Source organism: Micromonospora sp. RV43 (genome assembly GCF_001029515.1).
GTDB lineage: Bacteria > Actinomycetota > Actinomycetes > Mycobacteriales > Micromonosporaceae > Micromonospora > Micromonospora aurantiaca.
Genome location: NZ_LEKG01000039.1, coordinates 33,294 through 51,106, shown reverse-complemented (window position 1 = coordinate 51,106; position 17,813 = coordinate 33,294). Strand labels below are relative to the sequence as shown.

The 17,813-nt window shown below is 74.5% G+C and carries 18 protein-coding genes and 1 pseudogene; 12 read left to right on the top strand and 7 right to left on the bottom strand.

The window, feature by feature from the left end; genetic code table 11:
• Nucleotides 1-331: 331 nt before the first annotated feature.
• Nucleotides 332-1,618, bottom strand: coding sequence for an aspartate--tRNA(Asn) ligase (gene aspS / locus ABD52_RS12735; RefSeq protein WP_047891932.1), 1,287 nt, complete (start codon nucleotides 1,616-1,618; stop codon nucleotides 332-334).
• Nucleotides 1,619-2,030: 412 nt separating this feature from the next.
• On the opposite strand from aspS, the gene lipA reads away from it, so the two are divergent.
• Both lipA and ABD52_RS12725 read left to right on the top strand, forming a co-directional pair.
• Complete coding sequence (gene lipA, locus ABD52_RS12730; protein ID WP_013287743.1) at nucleotides 2,031-3,020, top strand: lipoyl synthase; 990 nt, start codon at nucleotides 2,031-2,033, stop codon at nucleotides 3,018-3,020.
• 48 nt (nucleotides 3,021-3,068) lie between these two features.
• Nucleotides 3,069-4,234, top strand: a pseudogene (locus tag ABD52_RS12725) (DUF423 domain-containing protein); the annotation flags it as partial.
• Between the two features lie 279 nt (nucleotides 4,235-4,513).
• Here the strand turns inward: ABD52_RS12725 and ABD52_RS12720 are convergent.
• Nucleotides 4,514-5,770: a hypothetical protein gene (locus tag ABD52_RS12720; RefSeq protein ID WP_047891931.1), complete on the bottom strand. Its 1,257-nt coding sequence runs from the start codon at nucleotides 5,768-5,770 to the stop codon at nucleotides 4,514-4,516.
• A gap of 90 nt (nucleotides 5,771-5,860) precedes the next feature.
• Between ABD52_RS12720 and ABD52_RS12715 the strand changes: the two genes are divergently transcribed.
• Entirely contained in the window at nucleotides 5,861-6,334 is a 474-nt protein-coding gene (locus ABD52_RS12715; protein ID WP_013286172.1) for a molybdenum cofactor biosysynthesis protein, read from the top strand.
• Between the two features lie 148 nt (nucleotides 6,335-6,482).
• Nucleotides 6,483-7,046, top strand: a complete 564-nt coding sequence (locus tag ABD52_RS12710; RefSeq protein WP_013286173.1) for a sigma-70 family RNA polymerase sigma factor — start codon at nucleotides 6,483-6,485, stop codon at nucleotides 7,044-7,046.
• A gap of 117 nt (nucleotides 7,047-7,163) precedes the next feature.
• On the opposite strand, the gene ABD52_RS12705 is transcribed toward ABD52_RS12710, so the two are convergent.
• Nucleotides 7,164-7,898, bottom strand: a complete 735-nt coding sequence (locus ABD52_RS12705; RefSeq protein WP_047891930.1) for a zf-HC2 domain-containing protein — start codon at nucleotides 7,896-7,898, stop codon at nucleotides 7,164-7,166.
• 137 nt (nucleotides 7,899-8,035) lie between these two features.
• Between ABD52_RS12705 and ABD52_RS12700 the strand changes: the two genes are divergently transcribed.
• The 4 genes from ABD52_RS12700 (at nucleotide 8,036) to ABD52_RS12685 (ending at nucleotide 12,081) form a co-directional block, all read left to right on the top strand.
• Entirely contained in the window at nucleotides 8,036-9,238 is a 1,203-nt protein-coding gene (locus tag ABD52_RS12700) for a D-arabinono-1,4-lactone oxidase (protein ID WP_047891929.1), read from the top strand.
• Nucleotides 9,235-9,612, top strand: coding sequence for a sensory rhodopsin transducer (locus ABD52_RS12695; protein ID WP_013286176.1), 378 nt, complete (start codon nucleotides 9,235-9,237; stop codon nucleotides 9,610-9,612). The genes ABD52_RS12700 and ABD52_RS12695 overlap by 4 nt, the downstream gene beginning before the upstream one ends.
• Before the next feature lie 33 nt (nucleotides 9,613-9,645).
• Nucleotides 9,646-10,746 (top strand): FUSC family protein, encoded by a 1,101-nt coding sequence (locus tag ABD52_RS12690; RefSeq protein WP_047891928.1) that lies wholly within the window; start codon nucleotides 9,646-9,648, stop codon nucleotides 10,744-10,746.
• A 207-nt stretch (nucleotides 10,747-10,953) separates the two neighbouring features.
• Nucleotides 10,954-12,081 (top strand): CaiB/BaiF CoA-transferase family protein, encoded by a 1,128-nt coding sequence (locus ABD52_RS12685; RefSeq protein WP_047891927.1) that lies wholly within the window; start codon nucleotides 10,954-10,956, stop codon nucleotides 12,079-12,081.
• A gap of 15 nt (nucleotides 12,082-12,096) precedes the next feature.
• Here ABD52_RS12685 and ABD52_RS12680 read toward each other — a convergent pair whose 3' ends face one another.
• Both ABD52_RS12680 and ABD52_RS12675 read right to left on the bottom strand, forming a co-directional pair.
• Nucleotides 12,097-12,513, bottom strand: coding sequence for an ASCH domain-containing protein (locus ABD52_RS12680; RefSeq protein ID WP_047891926.1), 417 nt, complete (start codon nucleotides 12,511-12,513; stop codon nucleotides 12,097-12,099).
• 17 nt (nucleotides 12,514-12,530) lie between these two features.
• Nucleotides 12,531-13,550, bottom strand: coding sequence for an aldo/keto reductase (locus ABD52_RS12675; protein WP_047891925.1), 1,020 nt, complete (start codon nucleotides 13,548-13,550; stop codon nucleotides 12,531-12,533).
• A gap of 149 nt (nucleotides 13,551-13,699) precedes the next feature.
• Here ABD52_RS12675 and ABD52_RS12670 point away from each other — a divergent pair, with 149 nt between their 5' ends.
• Nucleotides 13,700-14,275, top strand: coding sequence for a TetR/AcrR family transcriptional regulator (locus tag ABD52_RS12670; RefSeq protein WP_047891924.1), 576 nt, complete (start codon nucleotides 13,700-13,702; stop codon nucleotides 14,273-14,275).
• 8 nt (nucleotides 14,276-14,283) lie between these two features.
• Here the strand turns inward: ABD52_RS12670 and ABD52_RS12665 are convergent, their stop codons facing one another.
• Nucleotides 14,284-15,162, bottom strand: coding sequence for a S9 family peptidase (locus tag ABD52_RS12665; RefSeq protein WP_047891923.1), 879 nt, complete (start codon nucleotides 15,160-15,162; stop codon nucleotides 14,284-14,286).
• Nucleotides 15,163-15,270: 108 nt separating this feature from the next.
• Here ABD52_RS12665 and ABD52_RS12660 point away from each other — a divergent pair, with 108 nt between their 5' ends.
• Entirely contained in the window at nucleotides 15,271-15,807 is a 537-nt protein-coding gene (locus ABD52_RS12660; protein WP_047891922.1) for a GNAT family N-acetyltransferase, read from the top strand.
• A gap of 1 nt (nucleotide 15,808) precedes the next feature.
• On the opposite strand, the gene ABD52_RS12655 is transcribed toward ABD52_RS12660, so the two are convergent.
• On the bottom strand, nucleotides 15,809-16,219 hold the full coding sequence (locus ABD52_RS12655; protein WP_030272444.1) for an MmcQ/YjbR family DNA-binding protein: 411 nt from the start codon (nucleotides 16,217-16,219) through the stop codon (nucleotides 15,809-15,811).
• Between the two features lie 163 nt (nucleotides 16,220-16,382).
• Between ABD52_RS12655 and ABD52_RS12650 the strand changes: the two genes are divergently transcribed.
• Nucleotides 16,383-17,498 carry a sialidase family protein gene (locus ABD52_RS12650; RefSeq protein ID WP_013286185.1) on the top strand — a complete coding sequence of 372 codons (1,116 nt, stop codon included), beginning with the start codon at nucleotides 16,383-16,385 and terminating at the stop codon, nucleotides 17,496-17,498.
• A complete protein-coding gene (locus ABD52_RS12645) occupies nucleotides 17,495-17,791 on the top strand; it encodes a MoaD/ThiS family protein (protein WP_013286186.1) in 297 nt (98 codons plus the stop codon). Before ABD52_RS12650 ends, ABD52_RS12645 begins: the two co-directional genes overlap by 4 nt.
• Nucleotides 17,792-17,813: the final 22 nt, after the last annotated feature.

Sequence of the window (17,813 nt, the reverse complement as noted above, 5' to 3'; positions counted from 1 at the left end):
ACAAGGCTGCGCCCGCAGCATGTGGCCTCCCGCCGACTTTGCTCTGCAGCCGGATCCGCAACGGTCACTCCCGGTCGACCGCTGCGCCCGTGGCTGCAGAGCAAAGGGCGCAGACACCCTTCCCTCCCTCCCGAGGCCCGTCCGCCATAACCCCAGCTCAGCGCAATCCACCGGCGTCGAGGGCAACTCGACCACCCCGAAACAACCCTCACCGAGCGTGACCGCAAGGCCGAGCACCTCTCGTCACGCTCAGTGGCAGATCCGAGCCGATTCGGGAGGGCGGCTGCGGCGGCAAGACCGACGGTCCCGATGGCGAGCCCGCGCCCCGCCGTCAGGGCGTGATGCGGTGCAGGTCGCGCGGGAAGGCGGTCACCTCCCGGACGTTCGCCGCGCCGGTCAGCCGGGCGACGAACCGCTCCAGCCCGATCGCGAAACCGCCGTGCGGCGGCATGCCGTGCCGGAACGCGTCCACGTACCCGGCGTACGGCTCCACCGGCTCGCCCCGCGCCGCCAGGGCGGCCAGGTAGTCGGCGTGCCGGTGCAGCCGCTGCCCGCCGGTCACCAGCTCCACGCCCCGGAACAGCAGGTCGAAACCGTTGGAGTACGCGGGCCGGGCCGGGTCCGGATGGGTGTAGAAGGGGCGCTTCGCCATCGGGTACCCGGTGACGAAGAGGAAGTCGCTGCCGTGCTCGCGGAGCGCCCACTCCCCCAGCGCCCGCTCGTGCGCCGGCGCAAGGTCGGGTTCGTCCGCCGGCGCTCCGGCGATCTTCAGCGCGTCGGTGAAGTGCACCGCCGGGATCTCGGCCGGCACCTCCGGCACCGTCACGCCGAGCGTCGCCAGCGCGCCACCGGCCCGCTCGCCGACCGTCGCCACCATCCCGGCCAGCGTCTCCCGCAGCACCGCCATCACGTCCCGGTGGTCGGCCACGAAGCCCAGCTCCACGTCGAGCGACGTGTACTGGGCCAGGTGGCGCACCGTGTCGTGCGGCTCGGCGCGGAACACCGGCCCCACCTCGTACACCCGCTCGAAGACGCCGACCATGAGCTGCTTGTAGAACTGCGGCGACTGCGCCAGGTAGGCCGGCCGCCCGAACCAGTCCAGCGCGAACACGTTAGCTCCGCTCTCGGTGGACGAGGCGACCACCTTCGGCGTGTGCACCTCGACGAAGCCCCGCCCGTCGAGCGTGGCCCGGAAGCCGGACACGGCCGCCGCCGAGATCCGCAGCGCGGCGGAGCGGACCGGGTGCCGCAGCGCGACCGGCGCGTGGTCGAGCTGAGTGGGCAGGGTGGCGGTGAGCACCGGCCGGTACAGGTCGAACGGGGGCGGGACGGCGGGCGGCCCGAGCGGACGTACCGTCGGCTCGACGACCTCGACCCCGGCGGGCGCGGTGGGGTTCGCGACCACCGTGCCGACGACCTCGACGACAGTCTCCTCGGTGAGCGCCTCGACCTGCTCCCGCACGGCGGGCGCGGCGACCACCACCTGGGCGAGCCCGGCGGCGTCCCGGACGATCAGGAAGGCCACCGACTTGAGCAGCCGGCGGCGGCGGACCCAGCCGGCGAGCCGCACTGTGGCGCCCACACGGGCGGGGAGTTCTGTGGACAGGATGCGTTGCACGACGACTACCTCCTTGACCAATCGCAACGCGATCCCCAGGGAGGTGTGGGCGAGCGGGAACCTCGCGGTGCCACCACACCTTCGCCCCCGCCAGGGCGGGAGCCTCGTTCGTCGCCTTTTCACCGGGGCCGGCCGGGCGGGCTCTACTGGGCGCGAAACGCCGTTCTTCCCGCAGCTCGGGAGGGTCTTCGCGGACCGGCGCCAGACCGCCTCACAGCAACCGGCGGCTCTCTCGACTGGCGGATCGGCCCGTTACTCGGCTCCGTCACAGCTCTGCCCGGCACGCTAGCACCGCACGCGCCGCGCTGTGACCGGGTTTTTTCGCCCCTGGTGTCCGGTGTCACAGCCATTCCGGCGTGACGGCCGTCGCCCTCGTTCATCGACCGGCACCGACCGGCGTACGCTCGGTTTTGTGACGATCGAGCAATCCGCGCCGACGACTGAGCAGCCAGCGCGCACCGCGACTGTCGCCCCGGAGGGGCGGCGGATGCTGCGGATCGAGGCGCGCAACGCCGAGACGCCGATCGAGCGCAAGCCGCCGTGGATCAAGGTCAAGGCCAAGATGGGCCCGGAGTACACCCAGTTGCGCGGGCTCGTCTCGCGCGAAGGGCTGCACACCGTGTGCCAGGAAGCCGGCTGCCCCAACATCTACGAGTGCTGGGAGGACCGGGAGGCCACCTTCCTCATCGGTGGTGACCAGTGCACCCGGCGCTGCGACTTCTGCCAGATCGACACCGGCAAGCCGGCCGAGTTCGACGCCGACGAGCCGCGGCGCGTCGCCGAGTCGGTCGCCGCGATGGGCCTGCGCTACGCGACCATCACCGGTGTCGCCCGCGACGACCTGCCCGACGGCGGGGCCTGGCTGTACGCCGAGACGGTCCGGCAGATCCACGCGCTGCAGTCCGGCTGCGGTGTCGAGCTGCTGATCCCCGACTTCAACGCGGTGCCCGAGCAGCTCGCCGAGGTCTTCGGCTCGCGGCCCGAGGTGCTGGCCCACAACGTGGAGACCGTGCCGCGCATCTTCAAGCGGATCCGCCCGGCGTTCCGCTACGAGCGTTCGCTGGACGTGATCCGCCAGGCGCGGGCCGACGGCCTGGTCACCAAGAGCAACCTGATCCTCGGCATGGGCGAGGAGCGCGCCGAGGTGTCCCAGGCGCTGCGCGACCTGCACGAGGCGGGCTGCGAACTGATCACCATCACGCAGTACCTGCGCCCCTCCCCCCGGCACCACCCGGTGACCCGCTGGGTCAAGCCGGAGGAGTTCGTCGAGCTGCGCGAGGAGGCCGAGGAGATCGGCTTCGCGGGCGTGATGAGTGGTCCCCTGGTCCGCTCGTCGTACCGCGCGGGCCGCCTCTACCAGCAGGCGCTCGACGCCCGCCGGGAGGTCACCGTCGCCGGCTGAGGCCGGCCGACCACCGCGTCACCCGCCGCCGGCCGCCTGCCGGATGCCATGATCACAGGCATGACCGCCGGGGTACGCGAGGAGCCACGCGAAGCCGTGCGCCCTCGTACACCCCGGCGGCTGCCGTTGCCGACGCTGCTCGCCCTGCTCGTCGGGTTCGCCGGTGTGGGCTACCGGCTGGCGCTGCTGTTCGCCGACGCGCCGCCCACCAACAGCGACGAGGCGACGATGGGGCTGGCCGCCCTGCACATCGCCCGCGGTGACGGCTTCCCGGTGTGGTTCTACGGCCAGGCGTACATGGGCACGCTGGAGGCGTACCTGGCCGCGCCGCTGGTCGCGCTGGCCGGGCCGTCGGTGCTCGTGCTGCGGGTGCCCACGCTGGCGCTGTACGCGTTGTTCCTGCTGCTGTCCTGGCGGCTGACCCGGCGGCTCGGCGGTGACCGCTGGTACGCGCTGCTCGTCGTCGCCGTGCTGGCGCTCGGCGCGGACCGGGTGGTGAAGAACCAGCTGATCGCCGGTGGCGGCTACCCGGAGCTGAACCCGGCCGGTGCCGCGCTGGCGCTGCTGACGGTCGGGCTCTGCGTGACCGGGGCGGGCGCGCGGCTGCCCCGCTGGGCGGCCTGGGGACTGGTCGCCGGGGTGCTGCTCTGGGTGGACCCGCTGATCCTGCCGTACGTGCTGACGCTCGGCGTGCTGCTCGTGGCCCGCCGGTGGCGGGAGCTGGCCGGCCGGGCCGGGGTGGTGCTGACCGGCGCGCTGCTGCTGGGCGCGGCGCCGATGCTCGTGGACAGCATCCGGCACGGCCGCAACCCGGTGACCGCGGTACTGGCGGCCGGTGGCACCGGCGCACCTGCCGACTGGGCGGACCGGCTGCACGGCGCGCTGGTCCTCGGGCCGCCGCTGGCGATGGGCTTCTGCTCCCCGGCCGGTGTGCCACCTGGCAGCTCTGGTGGGCCGTCGCGTTTCCGGTGCTGCTGGTCCTCGCCGCGTTCACCGCGTGGCACACGCTTCGCCGTACCTCGGGCGGGCAGGACTCTCCGGAGCGGGTGCAGGCCGGGGTGCGGCTGGCGCTGCTCGGCGGCGCGGCGGGTGTGCTCGGCGCGTACGCGGTGAGCAACGCGGCCGGGCAGACGCCGATCGAGAGCAGCCGCTACCTGTCGTGCCTGGCGGTCGCCGTGCCGGCCCTGCTCTGGCCACTGTGGCAGGCCGCCCGCCCGCTCGCTGCTCACCGGCTGACGGTGCGGCGCCAGCTCGCCGAGGTGGCGGCATCAGAGCCGGCCGAATGCCGCCAGCTCGGCGTAATGGTGTCGATCAAGCGGCCACCACGGGTGTCGATCAAGCGGCCGCTACGGGTGCGATCAAGCAGTCGCCGGGGCAACCGCCCGGGCACAGCCGACCAGCAGCCCGGGCGCGGCCACCTCGTTCGCCGTCCTCGACCGGTACGCCGAGGGCGGCGGCACCTTCATCCCCGGCTGGCACTCGACTCCGCGGGGTCAGGAGAGGGCCGCGTCCACCTGGGCTGTCGCGCCGAGCCTTACGGCCAGGCCGAGCCGTCGGCCCACCTGGCCCACCAGGTCCAGCAGGGCCGCCTCGGATGAGGCGGTCGGGCTCGGGTCGCCGGTGGGACCGGGCTCTCCGGTCGGATCCGGGTCGCTCGTCGGGCTCGCGGTCGGCGCCGGAGTCACCTGGTCGGCGGGAGGGCTGGGCGGCTCGACGGGCGTCGACGGGCGGTCGCCGACCCGTGCCGGCGGCGACCCGGCGACGGGCGGTGCGGTGGTGAGGACCCGCGCCCCGGACTCTGCGGTCGCGTTCGGGAGGCGCTTCGGTGGCGGCGCGGGCCGGGTCGGCCGGACCACCGGCGACGACGGGTCGACCGGAGTCGCCACGGGCGGCACCCCGGGCGCGGGCGGTGCGGCCGTGGTGGCGGGCGCGGTCGCCTGTCCGTGCGCCGGATCGGTCTGCCCGGCTGTCGCCGTCCAGGTGCCGGCGGAGGTGACGCCCAGCAGCACGGCCGCCGCCGCGACGCCCGCCGCGGCCAGCCGCTGGGGGAGTGCCCGGTCGGCCGGGGCGTCCCACGGGCCGAGCGGCCGGGGAGGCCGGGGCCGGGCGGCCCGGTGGGCGGACCGCAGCGCCTCGACGTCCTCGACGACCGCCTGCCGTGTGCCGGTGGCACCGGCGTGGGCGAGGGTGAGGTAGAACCTGGTGTTCGCCGCGCCCGGGGCCGGTACGCGCAGGCCCGCCGGGGCGCCGCCGTCCGCGTCGTGCAGCAGGGTGACCGGACGGTCCGGGTGGTGCCCGAGGCCGCGCACGTCCCGCAGCGGCCAGTCCCGCCGGGCGTTCTGCCCGGCGAAGGCCACCCGCCGGTCGGTCACCACGGCGGTGCCGCTGTCCACCACGCGCAGTCCCGCCGGCAGCGGGCCGTCGGACGGGTCGAGACAACCGGCGAGCGTGCGGCCCGGCACCGGCAGCCCGGGCAGGTGCCGGGCCGTCGCCTCGACCAGGTCGACTGTGGGCAGGATGCGGTAGACGACCTCGCCGTCGTCCAGCGGCACCGGCAGCGCGGTGCCGGGCAGTGGGCAGCCGTGGAAGCCCGCCGCCTCCATCGACAGCCGGTCGAGGTGGTCGGCGCGGCGGCGCCAGGTCCGGGCCGCCGTCTCGTACGCCTGGCGCCCGCGCTCGTTCTCGCGCCGCGCCCAGGCCAGTCGCCGCTGCGGATGAGCCCCGATCGCTTCGGGTCGCCTCGCCGTCACACCTGGTACAACGCCCTGCGGAGGGCGCGGATACGTGAGCGCGGCTATCGTCCGGTTTGGCGGTGGTATGCCCCCGATTAGACTTCGCGCATGCCGCGGATCGTCCAGTTGCTGGCCTCACCCGTGCACCGGTACGTGGGCCGCCCGGCGGACGGACCCGCCCCCGCGCCACCGGGCGAGCTGGTGGACCGGGTGGAGCTACACGCCGGGCTCGGCATCGTCGGTGACCGCTACTTCGGCCGTCCCGCGCACCGTCAGGCGAGCGTCACGCTGATCGCGCGGGAGTCGCTGCCGCCCGGCGCGGACCTCACCCAGCTGCGGCGCAACGTGCTCACCGAGGGCATCCCGGTGGACGATCTGGTCGGGCGCGTGCTCACGCTCGACTCCGGCGACGGCCCGGTCCGGCTGCGGGTGCACCGGGCCGCCCCGCCCTGCGCCTGGCTCGACGTGGTGGTCGCCCCCGGCACGTGGAAGGCGATGCGCCGCCGCGGCGGCGTCCGGTGCTCGCCGCTCACCGACGGCGTCCTGCGGGTCGGGCCGGTCACCGTCTCCGTTGACGACTGACAGCGAGGGAACTTTCCTGACCCGCCGGCCGACCAACCGGGGGCGACCGGACTCCGGCGCCGGCAGGAGGGACGCCACTGATGAACCGAGCGGGGCGCGCATCCGTACCGTCCGGCATGAGCATGCCGGACCGGCGGGCCGGCCGCGGATGAGCCCGGACGACGACGAGCAGGTGACCGGGTGGGCACGACGCGCCGCCCGGGGTGACCAGCTGGCCGCTGCCGCGTTCGTCAGGGCCCTCCAGGCGCCGGTGTGGCGTTTCCTCGCCCACCTGGCCGGGCCCGCCGAGGCCGACGACCTGGCCCAGGAGACCTTCCTGCGCGCGCTGCGCAGCCTGCCCGGCTTCGCGGGCCGGTCGTCGGCGCGTACCTGGATCTTCACGATCGCCCGCCGGGTCGCGGTGGACCACGTGCGGGCGGCGACCGCCCGGCCCCGGGTCGCGGCGCTGCCGGACTGGCAGGCCGCCGCGGAGGCGGCCGGCGCGGTGACCGGCGGCGGGGAGGACGGGGTGGTGCTGCGCGGTCTCATCGCCACGTTGGCGCCGGACCGGCGGGAGGCGTTCGTGGCCACCCAGGTGCTCGGCCTGTCCTACGCCGAGGCGGCCGAGGTGTGCGGATGCCCGGTGGGCACCATCCGCTCCCGCGTGGCCCGCGCCCGGGAGGACCTGGTCGCCGCCTGGTCCGGCGACGCCCGCGACCGCCGGGCGCGCTGACACCACGACCGCCGAGACCACGACCGCCGAGGCCTGCGGGGCCCGCGACCGGCCGGGGCCCGACCGCGACCGAGGGCCGCAGGGACGCCGCGAGCCGGAGACCCGCGCCGCGGGCCGTCAGGCGGCGCGCCGGTCGCGGGCCTGTGCGGGGTACGGGCCGGGCGGCACCAGCCGCAGCGCCGGCGCGGCCGGTTCCTCGGTCGGCAGCGCCCACCGGGATCCGGCCGGCCGGCGCTGACCGGGCGGGGTGTCGCCGGGGCGCCGGCCGAGGCGGGACAGCACCAGCATCACGGCCCAGCCGACCAGCAGGAAACCGTGGCTGACCAGCCGGGTCATCGCCACCTGCCCGGTGATCAGGTCGTTCACCGACAGCAGCACGAGCGTGGCGACGAACGCGCTGAGCATCGGCAGCAGGCCGGACGGGGCGGACCGGCGCGCGGCCACGTAGAGGAACCCGGCGCCGACTGCGACGTTCCACGCCGCAGACTCGTGCCACAGGTGTTGGCCGGAGGTGTGTGCGTGGGTGACGACCGCCTCCCGGCCGATCTGGGCCAGGCCGAGTACGAGCTGCACCGCGCCGAGCAGCCCGAGCGCCCCGCGCAGCCCGAGCGTGATCCGGTGGCGGCGGCTGGGCCGGGGCGGGGGAGCGGCGGCCAGGACCGCGTCGACCAGGTCGGGCACCCGCGGGGCGAGCTGCGTACGGGCCCGCCGGGTCACCGACGCGGCCGAGTCGAACCAGCCGCGGCAGCCGGCGCAGCCGGTCAGGTGCGCCTCGGCCGCCTCGATCTCCGACTCGGACGCCTCACCGTCCAGCTGTGCCGACAGGATCTCCCGCCACTGCTCACACACCATGTAGGGATAGTCGTCGGGAGCGCCGCGCTGGTTCCCGGCGGGGTGCGGGTCACGCCGGGCCGCCCGGCGGCGGCGGTCACGGCGCGGCGGCGACTACCCCGGGCGGGCACGGGTAAGCCGGTCGGGGAGGGGCCGCTGTGACACGCGAATTCGTGAACTGGTCCGGCAGTCTCCGCTTCACGCCGGCGGACCGGGCCGAGCCGGCCGACGAGGCCGAGGTGTGCGACCTGGTGCGCCGTGCCCGGGCCACCGGCGCCACCATCCGTCCGGTCGGTTCGGGGCACTCGTCCAGCCCGCTGGTGCGTACCGACGGGATCCTGCTCGGCCTGGACCGGCTGTCCGGCGTGATCTCCGACGACGGGCGGCTCGCGACCGCGTGGGCCGGCACCAAGCTCCGGGCGCTCGGCGAGGGGCTCTACGACGCCGGGCTGGCCATGGACAACCTGGGTGACGTCGACTACCAGTCGATCGCCGGGGCGACCGCCACCGGCACCCACGGCACCGGCATCGGCTTCGGGAACCTGAGCACCCAGGTCACCGGCGTGCGCCTGGTCACCGGCACCGGCGACGTGCTGGACGTGGACGCGCGCCGCAACCCGGACCTGCTGCCCGCCGTCCGTCTCTCCCTCGGCGCGCTGGGCGTGGTCACCCGGATCACGCTCGACGTGCAGCCGACCTATCAGCTGCACCGCCGCTCCTGGTGCACGCACCTCGACTGGACCCTGGACCACCTCGCCGAACTCCAGCACACCAACCGCAACATGGACTTCTACTGGTACCCGCGCAGCGACCGGACGCAGATCCGGGTGATCAACCGCATCGACACGGACGCCGCGCCGGACCGGGCGGACGTCCGGTTGCCGGACGGCGAGCCCCGGCAGAGCCAGGTCGGGCCGACCCACCGCACCATTCCCCGGGAACGGGAGCTGCGCTTCGAGGAGATCGAGTACATGCTGCCGTCGGAGGCGTTCCCGGCGTGCTTCGCCGAGGTACGCCGCCGGGTGCGCGACCGGCACCGCCGGGTGGCCGCCTGGCGGGTGCTGGTGCGCACCATCGCCGCGGACGACATCTGGCTCAGCAACGCCTACGGCCGGCCCACCACCACGATCGCCTGCCTGCAGAACACCTCACTGCCGTACGAGGAGTACTTCCGGGACGTGGAGGCGGTGTTCCGGCACTACGACGGGCGCCCGCACTGGGGCAAGAAGCACTGGCTCGGCGCGCGGGAACTGCGTCCCCTCTTTCCCCGCTGGGACGACTTCCAGGCGGTGCGCCGCCGGCTCGACCCGGACGGGGTGTTCCTCACGCCGGACCTGGCCCGGCTGCTGGAGGAGCAGTGAGCGCGCCCGTCGGCGCCCGGGTCTGGGTGGTGCCCGGCGGGCACGTGCCGTTCCCCGCGCACGGCCCGGAACCGGCGTTCACCGCCTTCGACCAGCTCTGCGTCCTCAACGCCGGTGACCGGGACGCCGCTGTGGAACTGGACTTCTACTACCAGGACACCGAGCCGGTGGGGCCGTACCGGCTGCTGGTCGGCGCCCGCCGCATCCGGCACGTCCGGGTCAACGACCTGATCGATCCGGAGGCCGTGCGGCTGGACCGCCCGTACGGCTGCGTGCTGCGCTCCCCGGTTCCCGTGGTGGTGCAGTTCCTGCGCCAGGACACCCGGCTGCCCGGTGTGGTGGCGCTGACCGGCACGATGGCGTACCCCGGATGAGATTCGAGCGGTCGGCCGCGGGTACCCCGGTACATGCGGGCTGTCGTCGACCGGGTGCGTGATGTGGGCCGGACCGGTCACCGGAGGCTGCGGACGTACTTCCTCGTGGCGGTCCAGGCCGGCCTGGCCGCCGCGCTGGCCTGGACGGTAGCCCGGGAGGTGCTCGGTAACCCGGACCCGACGTTCGCGCCGGCCGCGGCGGTGAGCGTCATCGCCGCCTCGCTCGGCAACCGCACCCGGCGGACCGTGGAGCTGGTGGCCGGTGTCGTGCTCGGCATCGTCCTCGGTGACCTGCTGGTGGGTCTCCTGGGCACCGGGCCGTGGCAGACCGGCGTGATCGTGTTCCTGGCGGTCACCGCGGCGGTGCTCGTCCGCGGCACCGGCGCGCTCGTCACCCAGGCCGGCGGCACGGCGGTCCTGGTCGCCACGCTGACCCCGGTGTCGCCCGACCTGGAGCTGCCCCGGACCGTCAACGCGCTCGTCGGCGGTGTGGTCGGCCTGCTCGTGGTGCTGGTGATCGCGCCGTTGAACCCGCTGCGCGCGGTCCGCCGCGTCGCCGACCCGGCGCTCGACAGGTTCGCGTGCCAGATGACCGCGTCGGCGGAGGCGCTGGCGCGGGCCGACGTGCGCGCGGCCGACGAGGTGCTGGTCCGGATGCGCGCCGCCGAGGCGGAGCTGGACCAGATCGACGAGATGGTCACCGCCGCCGACGAGGTGGTCCGGTTCTCCCCGGTGCGCTGGCGGCGACGGCGGGCCCTGGCCGCGTACCGGCACGGCGCCGAGCACCTGGACCGGGCGTTCCGCAACAGCCGCGGCATGGTCCGCCGGATCGGCACCACGTTGCGGGACCGGGAGCCGGTGCCGCCGCAGCTACCAGCCGCGCTCGAGCACTTCAGCGAGGCGATCCGGCTGCTGCACCGGGAGTTCCTGGCCGCCGAGGAGCCGGTCGCCGCCCGGGAGCGGGTGCTGCGCGCGGTGCGCGACGCGGGCGAGGCGTGCCGGCAGGACATCGGCTTCTCCGGCACCATCGTGGTCTCGCAGTTGCGGACCGTCGCCAACGACCTGCTGCGCGCCACGGGCGTGCCGCCGGACGAAGCCCGCCGGCTCGTCCGCCGGGCGGCCGCGGCCCGCTGAGGCGGCCGGTCACACCTCGGTCAGCCGGGACTTCTGCACCTTGCCCATCGCGTTGCGGGGCAGCGCGCCGACCAGCCGTACCTGCCCGGGGGCGTTTGTGCGCGGACAGGCGCCGCGCCACGAAGGGCCAGGAGGGCGTCCTCGGCCACCCCTGCCGGGCGTGCCGTCGGGTATGTGTCATCGTGGTCGGCGGCGAGGGAGGGTGGCATGTCGGGTCCGTTGCGCGGGGTGCTGGTCGCCGACTTCTCCCGGATCCTCGCCGGGCCGTACGCGACCATGCTCCTGGCCGACCTCGGCGCCGACGTGGTCAAGGTGGAGGCGCCCGGCGGTGACGACACCCGCGGCTGGCTGCCCCCGGTGCGCGACGACGTGGCCACCTACTACCTGGCGGTCAACCGCAACAAGCGCTCGCTGGTGCTCGACCTGACCGATCCTGGTGACCTGACGCTGGCCCACCGGTTGGCCGACCGGGCCGACGTGCTGATCCAGAACTTCCGTCCGGGCGCGCTGCGCCGCTTCGGCCTCGACCACGACGCGGTCACGGCCCGCAACGCCCGCCTGGTGTACGCCTCGATCAGCGGCTTCGGCGACGCCGGGGGTGCCGACCTGCCGGGGTACGACCTCATGGTGCAGGCCGCCGCCGGGCTGATGAGCCTCACCGGGGACGCGGACGGCCCGCCCTACAAGGCCGGGGTGGCGGTGTTCGACGTGATCGCCGGACTGCACGCGGCGGTCGGGATCCTGGCCGCGCTGCGGCACCGGGAGGAGACCGGTCGTGGGCAGCACGTCACCGTGGACCTGCTCTCCTCGGCGTTGTCCGGGCTGGTCAACCACACCAGCGCGTACGTCGCGGGTGCGGCGGCGCCGCACCGGATGGGCAACGCGCACCCGAGCATCGTGCCGTACGAGCCGCTGCCCACCGCCGACGGCGAGCTGGTGGTGATCGCCGGGAACGACGGCCAGTTCCGTACCCTCTGCGGGGTGCTAGGCGTGCCGGAGCTGGCCGGCGACGCGCGGTTCCGCGGCAACGCCGACCGGGTCGCGCACCGCGACGAGCTGCGGCCGCTGCTGGTGGCGGCGCTGTCCCGGCGCGGCAGCGCGGACTGGTTCGCCGAGCTGCGTGCCGCGGGCGTGCCGTGCAGCCCGATCAACTCGGTGGCCGAGGGGGTGGCGCTGGCTCAAGGGCTCGGCCTGGAGCCGGTGGTGACGGCCGGCGGGGTACCGGGGATCCGGAATCCGATCGGCCTGTCCGGGGCGCCACCTCGCTACGACCTGCCGCCGCCGGAGCTGGACGAGCACGGCGTCGAGCTGCGCGCCTGGCTCGCCGCGGAGTGACCAGCCCGGCCGCCGTCAGAGCGTCTCGACCAGCCGGAAGCGTTCCAGCACGGCCGGGGTGTCGTCGTCCACTGTGAACGCGGGGTCGCCGAGCCAGCCGCGGTAGTCGTCGCCGTGCCAGAACCGTTCGTGGCCGGCGCGCCAGGCGGCGACCGTCTCGAACCCCTCGCCCTCGTCCCGGGCGTGGTCGAGGTCGACGTCGCCGAGGCGGGCGACGCGGACCTCGACCAGCTCGATCACCGCCACCGGCCGGCCGTCGGAGTCGATCACCGCCGAGCGGGTGCCGACGGCCGGTAGCGGCTCACCGTCGATCTCGTAGTCCTGGAGCAGGCCGGTGGTGGTGGTCTTGCTCCCGTCGAGCACCGCGGCGACGAGCTGGTCGCGCAGCGGGCCGGGGAAGGCGAACTCGAAGGTGGGCAGCTCGGCGTCCATGCGCGGCAGCGTAGCGGTCAGCGGCGGCGCAGCGCCGGGTCGAGCAGGGCGGGCGGGGTGTCGTGCTTCTCCTGCGGGGCCAGGTCGACGCCGGGGGCGACGATCGCGTCGATCGCGTCCAGGACGTCGGCGTCCAGGACGGTGCCCGCGGCGGCGAGCTGGCTGTGCAGGTGTTCCGGCGTGCGCGGACCGATGATCGCGCTGGTCACGGCGGGGTGCGCGGTGACGAAGCCGAGTGCGAGCTGGATCAGCGTGAGTCCTGCTTCGTCGGCGACATCGGCCAGCCGTTCCACCGCGTCGAGCCGGGCCTGGTTGGCCGGGACCGTGGGGTCGAAGCGCTGCGGCATGAACGTGGACCGGTGGGTGGTGATCTCGCGGCCGGCCCGGATCGCCCCGGAGAGCCAGCCCGAGGCGAGCGGGCTCCAGACCAGGACGCCGAGCCCGTAGTGCTGTGTTACCGGCAGGACGTGTGCCTCGATGCCGCGTTGCAGGATCGAGTAGCTGGGCTGCTCGGTGACGTACCGGCCGAGGTGGTGCTCGCGGGCCGCCCACTGCGCCTCGACCAGCCGGTGGGCCGGGTAGGTGGAGGTGCCGAAGTACCGGATCTTGCCGGCCTGCCGCAGGTCGGTCAGCGCCGACAGCGTCTCCTCGTCGCTGGTGGCCGGATCCCAGCGGTGGATCTGGTAGAGGTCCACGTGGTCGACGCCGAGCCGGCGCAGGCTGTCCTCCAGGGCGGTGACCAGCCAGCGCCGGGAGCCGCCCCGGCGGTTGCGCTCCTCGCCCATGGGCAGGGCGGCCTTCGTCGCCAGCACCACGTCGTCGCGGCGGCCGGCGATCGCCCGGCCGACCATCTCCTCGGAGATCCCGTTGCCGTAGGCGTCGGCGGTGTCGATCAGGTTGATCCCGGCGTCGAGTGCGGCCCCGACGAGCGCGGTGGCCTCGTCCTGGGTGGTGCGCCCGATCGGGCCGAGGTTCATGGCGCCCAGCGCGAGCGTGCTGACCTGTACGCCGGTGCGGCCCAGGGTGCGGTACTGCATGGGGTGTCCCTCCGGTGGCCGCGACGGGCGCGGCCTGACTCGGTGATCTCTCGTCCCGCCTGGCATGATGGCCATGCGGAACATTGCTCCGGTAACGATACGGAACGCTGTTCCGTTTGACAACCGCAGTCCAGGAGAGGACGCCGAACGTGACCGACACCACCGGGCCGGGCCGACGCCGGGCCGACGCGCGGCGCAACCAGCGCTCGCTGCTCGACGCCGCCGCCGCGGTGTTCGTCGCCTCCGGCGTCGAGGCCCCGGTACGCGACATCGCCGCCGCCGCAGGCGTCGGCGTGGGTACGGTCTACCGGCACTTCCCGACCCGCGCCGACCTCGTGGTCGCGGTCTACCGGCACCAGGTCGAGGCGTGCGCCGAAGCCGGCCCGGTCTGCCTGGCGCAGGCACCCACCCCGTACGCCGCGCTGACCCGGTGGATCGACCAGTTCGTCGACCTGCTGGTCACCAAGCACGGGCTCGCCGCCGCGCTGCGCGCGGACAGCGGGCAGTTCGACGCGCTGCACGGCTACTTCGTCGACCGGCTGGTACCGGTCTGCGCCGAGCTGCTGGACGCCGCGGCCGAGGCCGGCGAGATCCGCCGGGACGTCGACGCGTACCAGCTGCTGCGCGGCGTCGGGAACCTCTGCATCGGCGCGGACAGCGATCCCCGCTACGACGCGCGCCGGCTGGTCGGCCTGCTGCTCGCCGGGCTGCGGTACCGGGACTGACCGCCTGGTCAGCCGGCGGGCGGTAGCCGCCGGTCGAGCCAGTCCAGCAGGACCCGTTCGTACTGCGGGCTGACGCTGTCGAGATCCTCGCCCTCGCCGAGCGTGGGGGCGTGGTCGCAGCCGGCCAGCCGGGCCACCGTCAGCTCGGCGTCGCGCGCCGCCCGCCGCCACACCGCGAGGCTGTCCTCGATCGGGATCCACGCGTCGGTCTCGCCGTAGCAGAGCAGCACCGGGCACGTCAGCCGCGCCAGCACCGGCGCCGGGTCGTAGTCCATGTCGGTCCAGGTGCCGGGCGTCGCGGGCAGTTCGTTCGGCAGGAACGCCAGCGGGAACCACCGGCGGCGGGCCGCCGCGTCGATCGCCGCCTGTGCCTCCGCGCGCGGCACGTCGCCGCGCTGGAATCTCTCGGCGACGCGGCGCAGCTCGGCCAGCTCGGCGAGGTCGGCCGGGCCGTAGCCGTTGCGGCGGAGCTGCTCGGCGGTGCCGTGGCGCATCTGGACCGCGGGGCTCACCGCGCTGCACCCGACCAGCACCAGGAAGTCGACCGGGTGCCGGACGGCGGTCAGGGCCGCCGCCCACGCGCCCTGGCTGAAACCCCACAGCCCGACCGGCGCCGAGCCGACGTGCCGGCGCAGCTCCGCCACGGCCGCCGACGCGTCCTCGGCCTGGTCGGCCAGCGGCACGTCGTGCCCGTCGATCCGAGGGCGGCGGTCGTAGCGCAGCACCGCGATCCCGGCCGGAGGCAGCAGCCGGGCCAGATGGGCGTAGAGGAAGTAGGAGTGCTGCTCGGCGTGCGAGCCGTGCAGCACCACCAGGCCGCCGCGTACCGGCCCGGCCGGCAGGTCGAGGACCGCCGGCAGGCCCGCCGTGCCGACTGTCGTCTCCATGCCGGGCAGTGAACCACGAACCGTCCCGCCCGGTGGTCCCGGCCGCCGTCCGGGACACCCGCGTGCGTACGCTGACCAGGTACGCCGCCGCGACCGTGGAGAACCGCCATGACCAGCCCCGCACCCCGTACCGTCCGGGTCGCCCGTCCCGAAGACGTGGCAGCCCTCGTCGACCTGATCGAGTCGGCGTACCGGGGTGAGCGCAGCCGGCAGGGCTGGACCCACGAGGCGGACCTGCTGGCCGGGCAGCGCACCGACCCGGCGATGGTGACCGCCGCGGTCACCGGCCCGGACGGCGTGGTGCTGGTCGCCGAGCAGGACGGCGACCTGGTGGCCTGCTGCCAGATGGAGCGCCGCGACGACCACGTCTACTTCGGGATGTTCGCTGTCGCGCCCGGCCGGCAGGGCGGCGGCGTGGGCCGGGATCTGCTGGCCGAGGCCGAGCGCTACGCGGCCGAGCAGTGGCACGCCGGTGAGATGCGGATGACCGTGATCGTCCAGCGCGACGACCTGATCGGCTGGTACGAGCGGCGCGGTTACGTCCGCACCGGCGAGCTGAGCCCGTTCCCGTACGGCGACGAGCGGTTCGGCGTGCCGCTGCGGGCGGACCTGGCGTTCGAGACGCTGCGCAAGAAGCTCGGCTGACTCAGCCCGGCCGGTCGACGAGCGCGACCAGTTTCTTCGGGGCCAGCACGCAGTAGCTCTCGGTGAGCAGTTCGGCGACCTCGGTCCAGTCCGTGTCCGCGTCCAGCCGCAGGCCGACCACGTCGGCGGCCCAGTCCGGCTTGAAGAAGTGCGGCCCGGCCGCGAGCAGCCCGGCGATCTCGTCGCCGGGGGAGCGGAACGTCATCACGCAGACCGGCTCGTCGGTCGCCGCGGCCCGTGCGTACGCCGCCTGGTGGCCCGGGTCGACGGTGAGCACGTGGGCGAACGTGCGGCCGCGGACGCGCCACCGGACGCCCACCCAGGCCGCCTCCTCGTAGGTCTCCGGCAGGCCGAGGCAGACCGGCCGCAGGCGGTCGAGGTGCTCGGGCGGGACGTCTCCGGGGCCGGTCATGCGCGCAGGCTAGCCGCACCCCCCGACATTCCGGCCGCACCGGCGTGGCGGCGCCGCCGCCCGCCCGACCGGGAAATGTCGTAGCCGGGGAGTACGACAGCGATGAGTTTCGGTGAGCCGCACGGTCATTGCGGGGAGAACCCCTCGGACGAGAGGACGAGACATGAGCGGCGTACGAGTACTGGTCGGAACGCGCAAGGGCGCGTTCATCCTGACCTCGGACGGCAAGCGCGACGACTGGACCGTCGACGGGCCGCACTTCGGCGGCTGGGAGATCTACCACCTGACAGGTTCGCCTGTCGAACCGGACCGGCTGTACGCGTCCCAGTCCGGCGGCTGGTTCGGGCAGCTGATCCAGCGCTCGGACGACGGCGGCCGGACCTGGACGACGGTCGGCAACGACTTCGCCTACAGCGGCGAGGTGGGGCAGCACCTCTGGTACGACGGCACTCCGCGGCCGTGGGAGTTCAAGCGGATCTGGCACCTGGAGCCCTCCCGCCACGACCCCGACACCGTGTACGCGGGCGGCGAGGACGCCGCCCTCTACCTGTCCACCGACGGCGGCCAGAAGTGGTCCGAGCTGACCGCCCTGCGACAGCACCCGACCGGCCCGTCCTGGCAGCCCGGCGCGGGCGGGATGTGCCTGCACACGATCCTGCTCGACCCGGCCGACCGGGACCGGATCTACGTCGCGATCTCGGCGGCGGGCGCGTTCCGCAGCGACGACGCCGGCGCGAGCTGGTTGCCGATCAACAAGGGGCTGCGCTCGGGCGAGATCCCGGACACCGACTCCGAGGTGGGGCACTGCGTGCACCGGCTCGCCCAGCATCCGTCCCGGCCGGACACGCTGTTCATGCAGAAGCACTGGGACGTCATGCGCACCGACGACGCCGGCGCGAACTGGCGGGAGGTCAGCGGCGACCTGCCGACGGACTTCGGCTTCCCGATCGCGGTGCACGCGCACGAGCCGGAGACGGTCTACGTGGTGCCGATCACCAGCGACTCGCTGCACTACCCGCCGGAGGGCAAGCTGCGCGTCTACCGCAGCCGCACCGGCGGTGAGCACTGGGAACCGCTGACCGAAGGGCTGCCGCAGTCGCACTGCTACGTCAACGTGCTGCGCGACGCGATGGCCGTCGACACGCTCGACCCGTGCGGCGTCTACTTCGGCACCACGGGCGGTCAGGTCTACCACTCGGCCGACGGCGGCGACACGTGGGCGCCGATCGTGCGGGACCTGCCGGGCGTGCTCTCGGTCGAGGTCCAGGTGCTGCCGTGATCCGGGTGGTGCTGCCGGCGCACCTGAAGAACCTGGCGCACGTCACCGGCGAGGTCCGCGTCGAGGTGGCCGGGCCGCCCACTCAGCGGGAGGTGCTCGACGCGCTGGAGACCGCGTACCCGATGCTGCTCGGCACGATCCGCGACCGGCACAGCGGGAAGCGCCGGCCGTTCGTCCGCTTCTACGCCTGCGAGCTGGACCTCTCCAACGAGTCCCCGGACGACCCGTTGCCGGAGGAGGTGGTCGCCGGCAAGGAGCCGTTCATCGTGCTCGGCGCGATGGCGGGCGGTTGAGCGGCACGGCCGGTGGTCGAAC

Coding starts and splice junctions, on each gene's coding strand:
- ABD52_RS12715 (WP_013286172.1), top strand. CDS start 5,861: ATGCCGCGGATCGTCCAGTTGCTGGCCTCACCCGTGCACCGGTACGTG.
- ABD52_RS12710 (WP_013286173.1), top strand. CDS start 6,483: ATGAGCCCGGACGACGACGAGCAGGTGACCGGGTGGGCACGACGCGCC.
- ABD52_RS12705 (WP_047891930.1), bottom strand. CDS start 7,898: ATGGTGTGTGAGCAGTGGCGGGAGATCCTGTCGGCACAGCTGGACGGT.
- ABD52_RS12690 (WP_047891928.1), top strand. CDS start 9,646: ATGCGGGCTGTCGTCGACCGGGTGCGTGATGTGGGCCGGACCGGTCAC.
- ABD52_RS12685 (WP_047891927.1), top strand. CDS start 10,954: ATGTCGGGTCCGTTGCGCGGGGTGCTGGTCGCCGACTTCTCCCGGATC.
- ABD52_RS12680 (WP_047891926.1), bottom strand. CDS start 12,513: ATGGACGCCGAGCTGCCCACCTTCGAGTTCGCCTTCCCCGGCCCGCTG.
- ABD52_RS12675 (WP_047891925.1), bottom strand. CDS start 13,550: ATGCAGTACCGCACCCTGGGCCGCACCGGCGTACAGGTCAGCACGCTC.
- ABD52_RS12665 (WP_047891923.1), bottom strand. CDS start 15,162: ATGGAGACGACAGTCGGCACGGCGGGCCTGCCGGCGGTCCTCGACCTG.
- ABD52_RS12660 (WP_047891922.1), top strand. CDS start 15,271: ATGACCAGCCCCGCACCCCGTACCGTCCGGGTCGCCCGTCCCGAAGAC.
- ABD52_RS12655 (WP_030272444.1), bottom strand. CDS start 16,219: ATGACCGGCCCCGGAGACGTCCCGCCCGAGCACCTCGACCGCCTGCGG.
- ABD52_RS12650 (WP_013286185.1), top strand. CDS start 16,383: ATGAGCGGCGTACGAGTACTGGTCGGAACGCGCAAGGGCGCGTTCATC.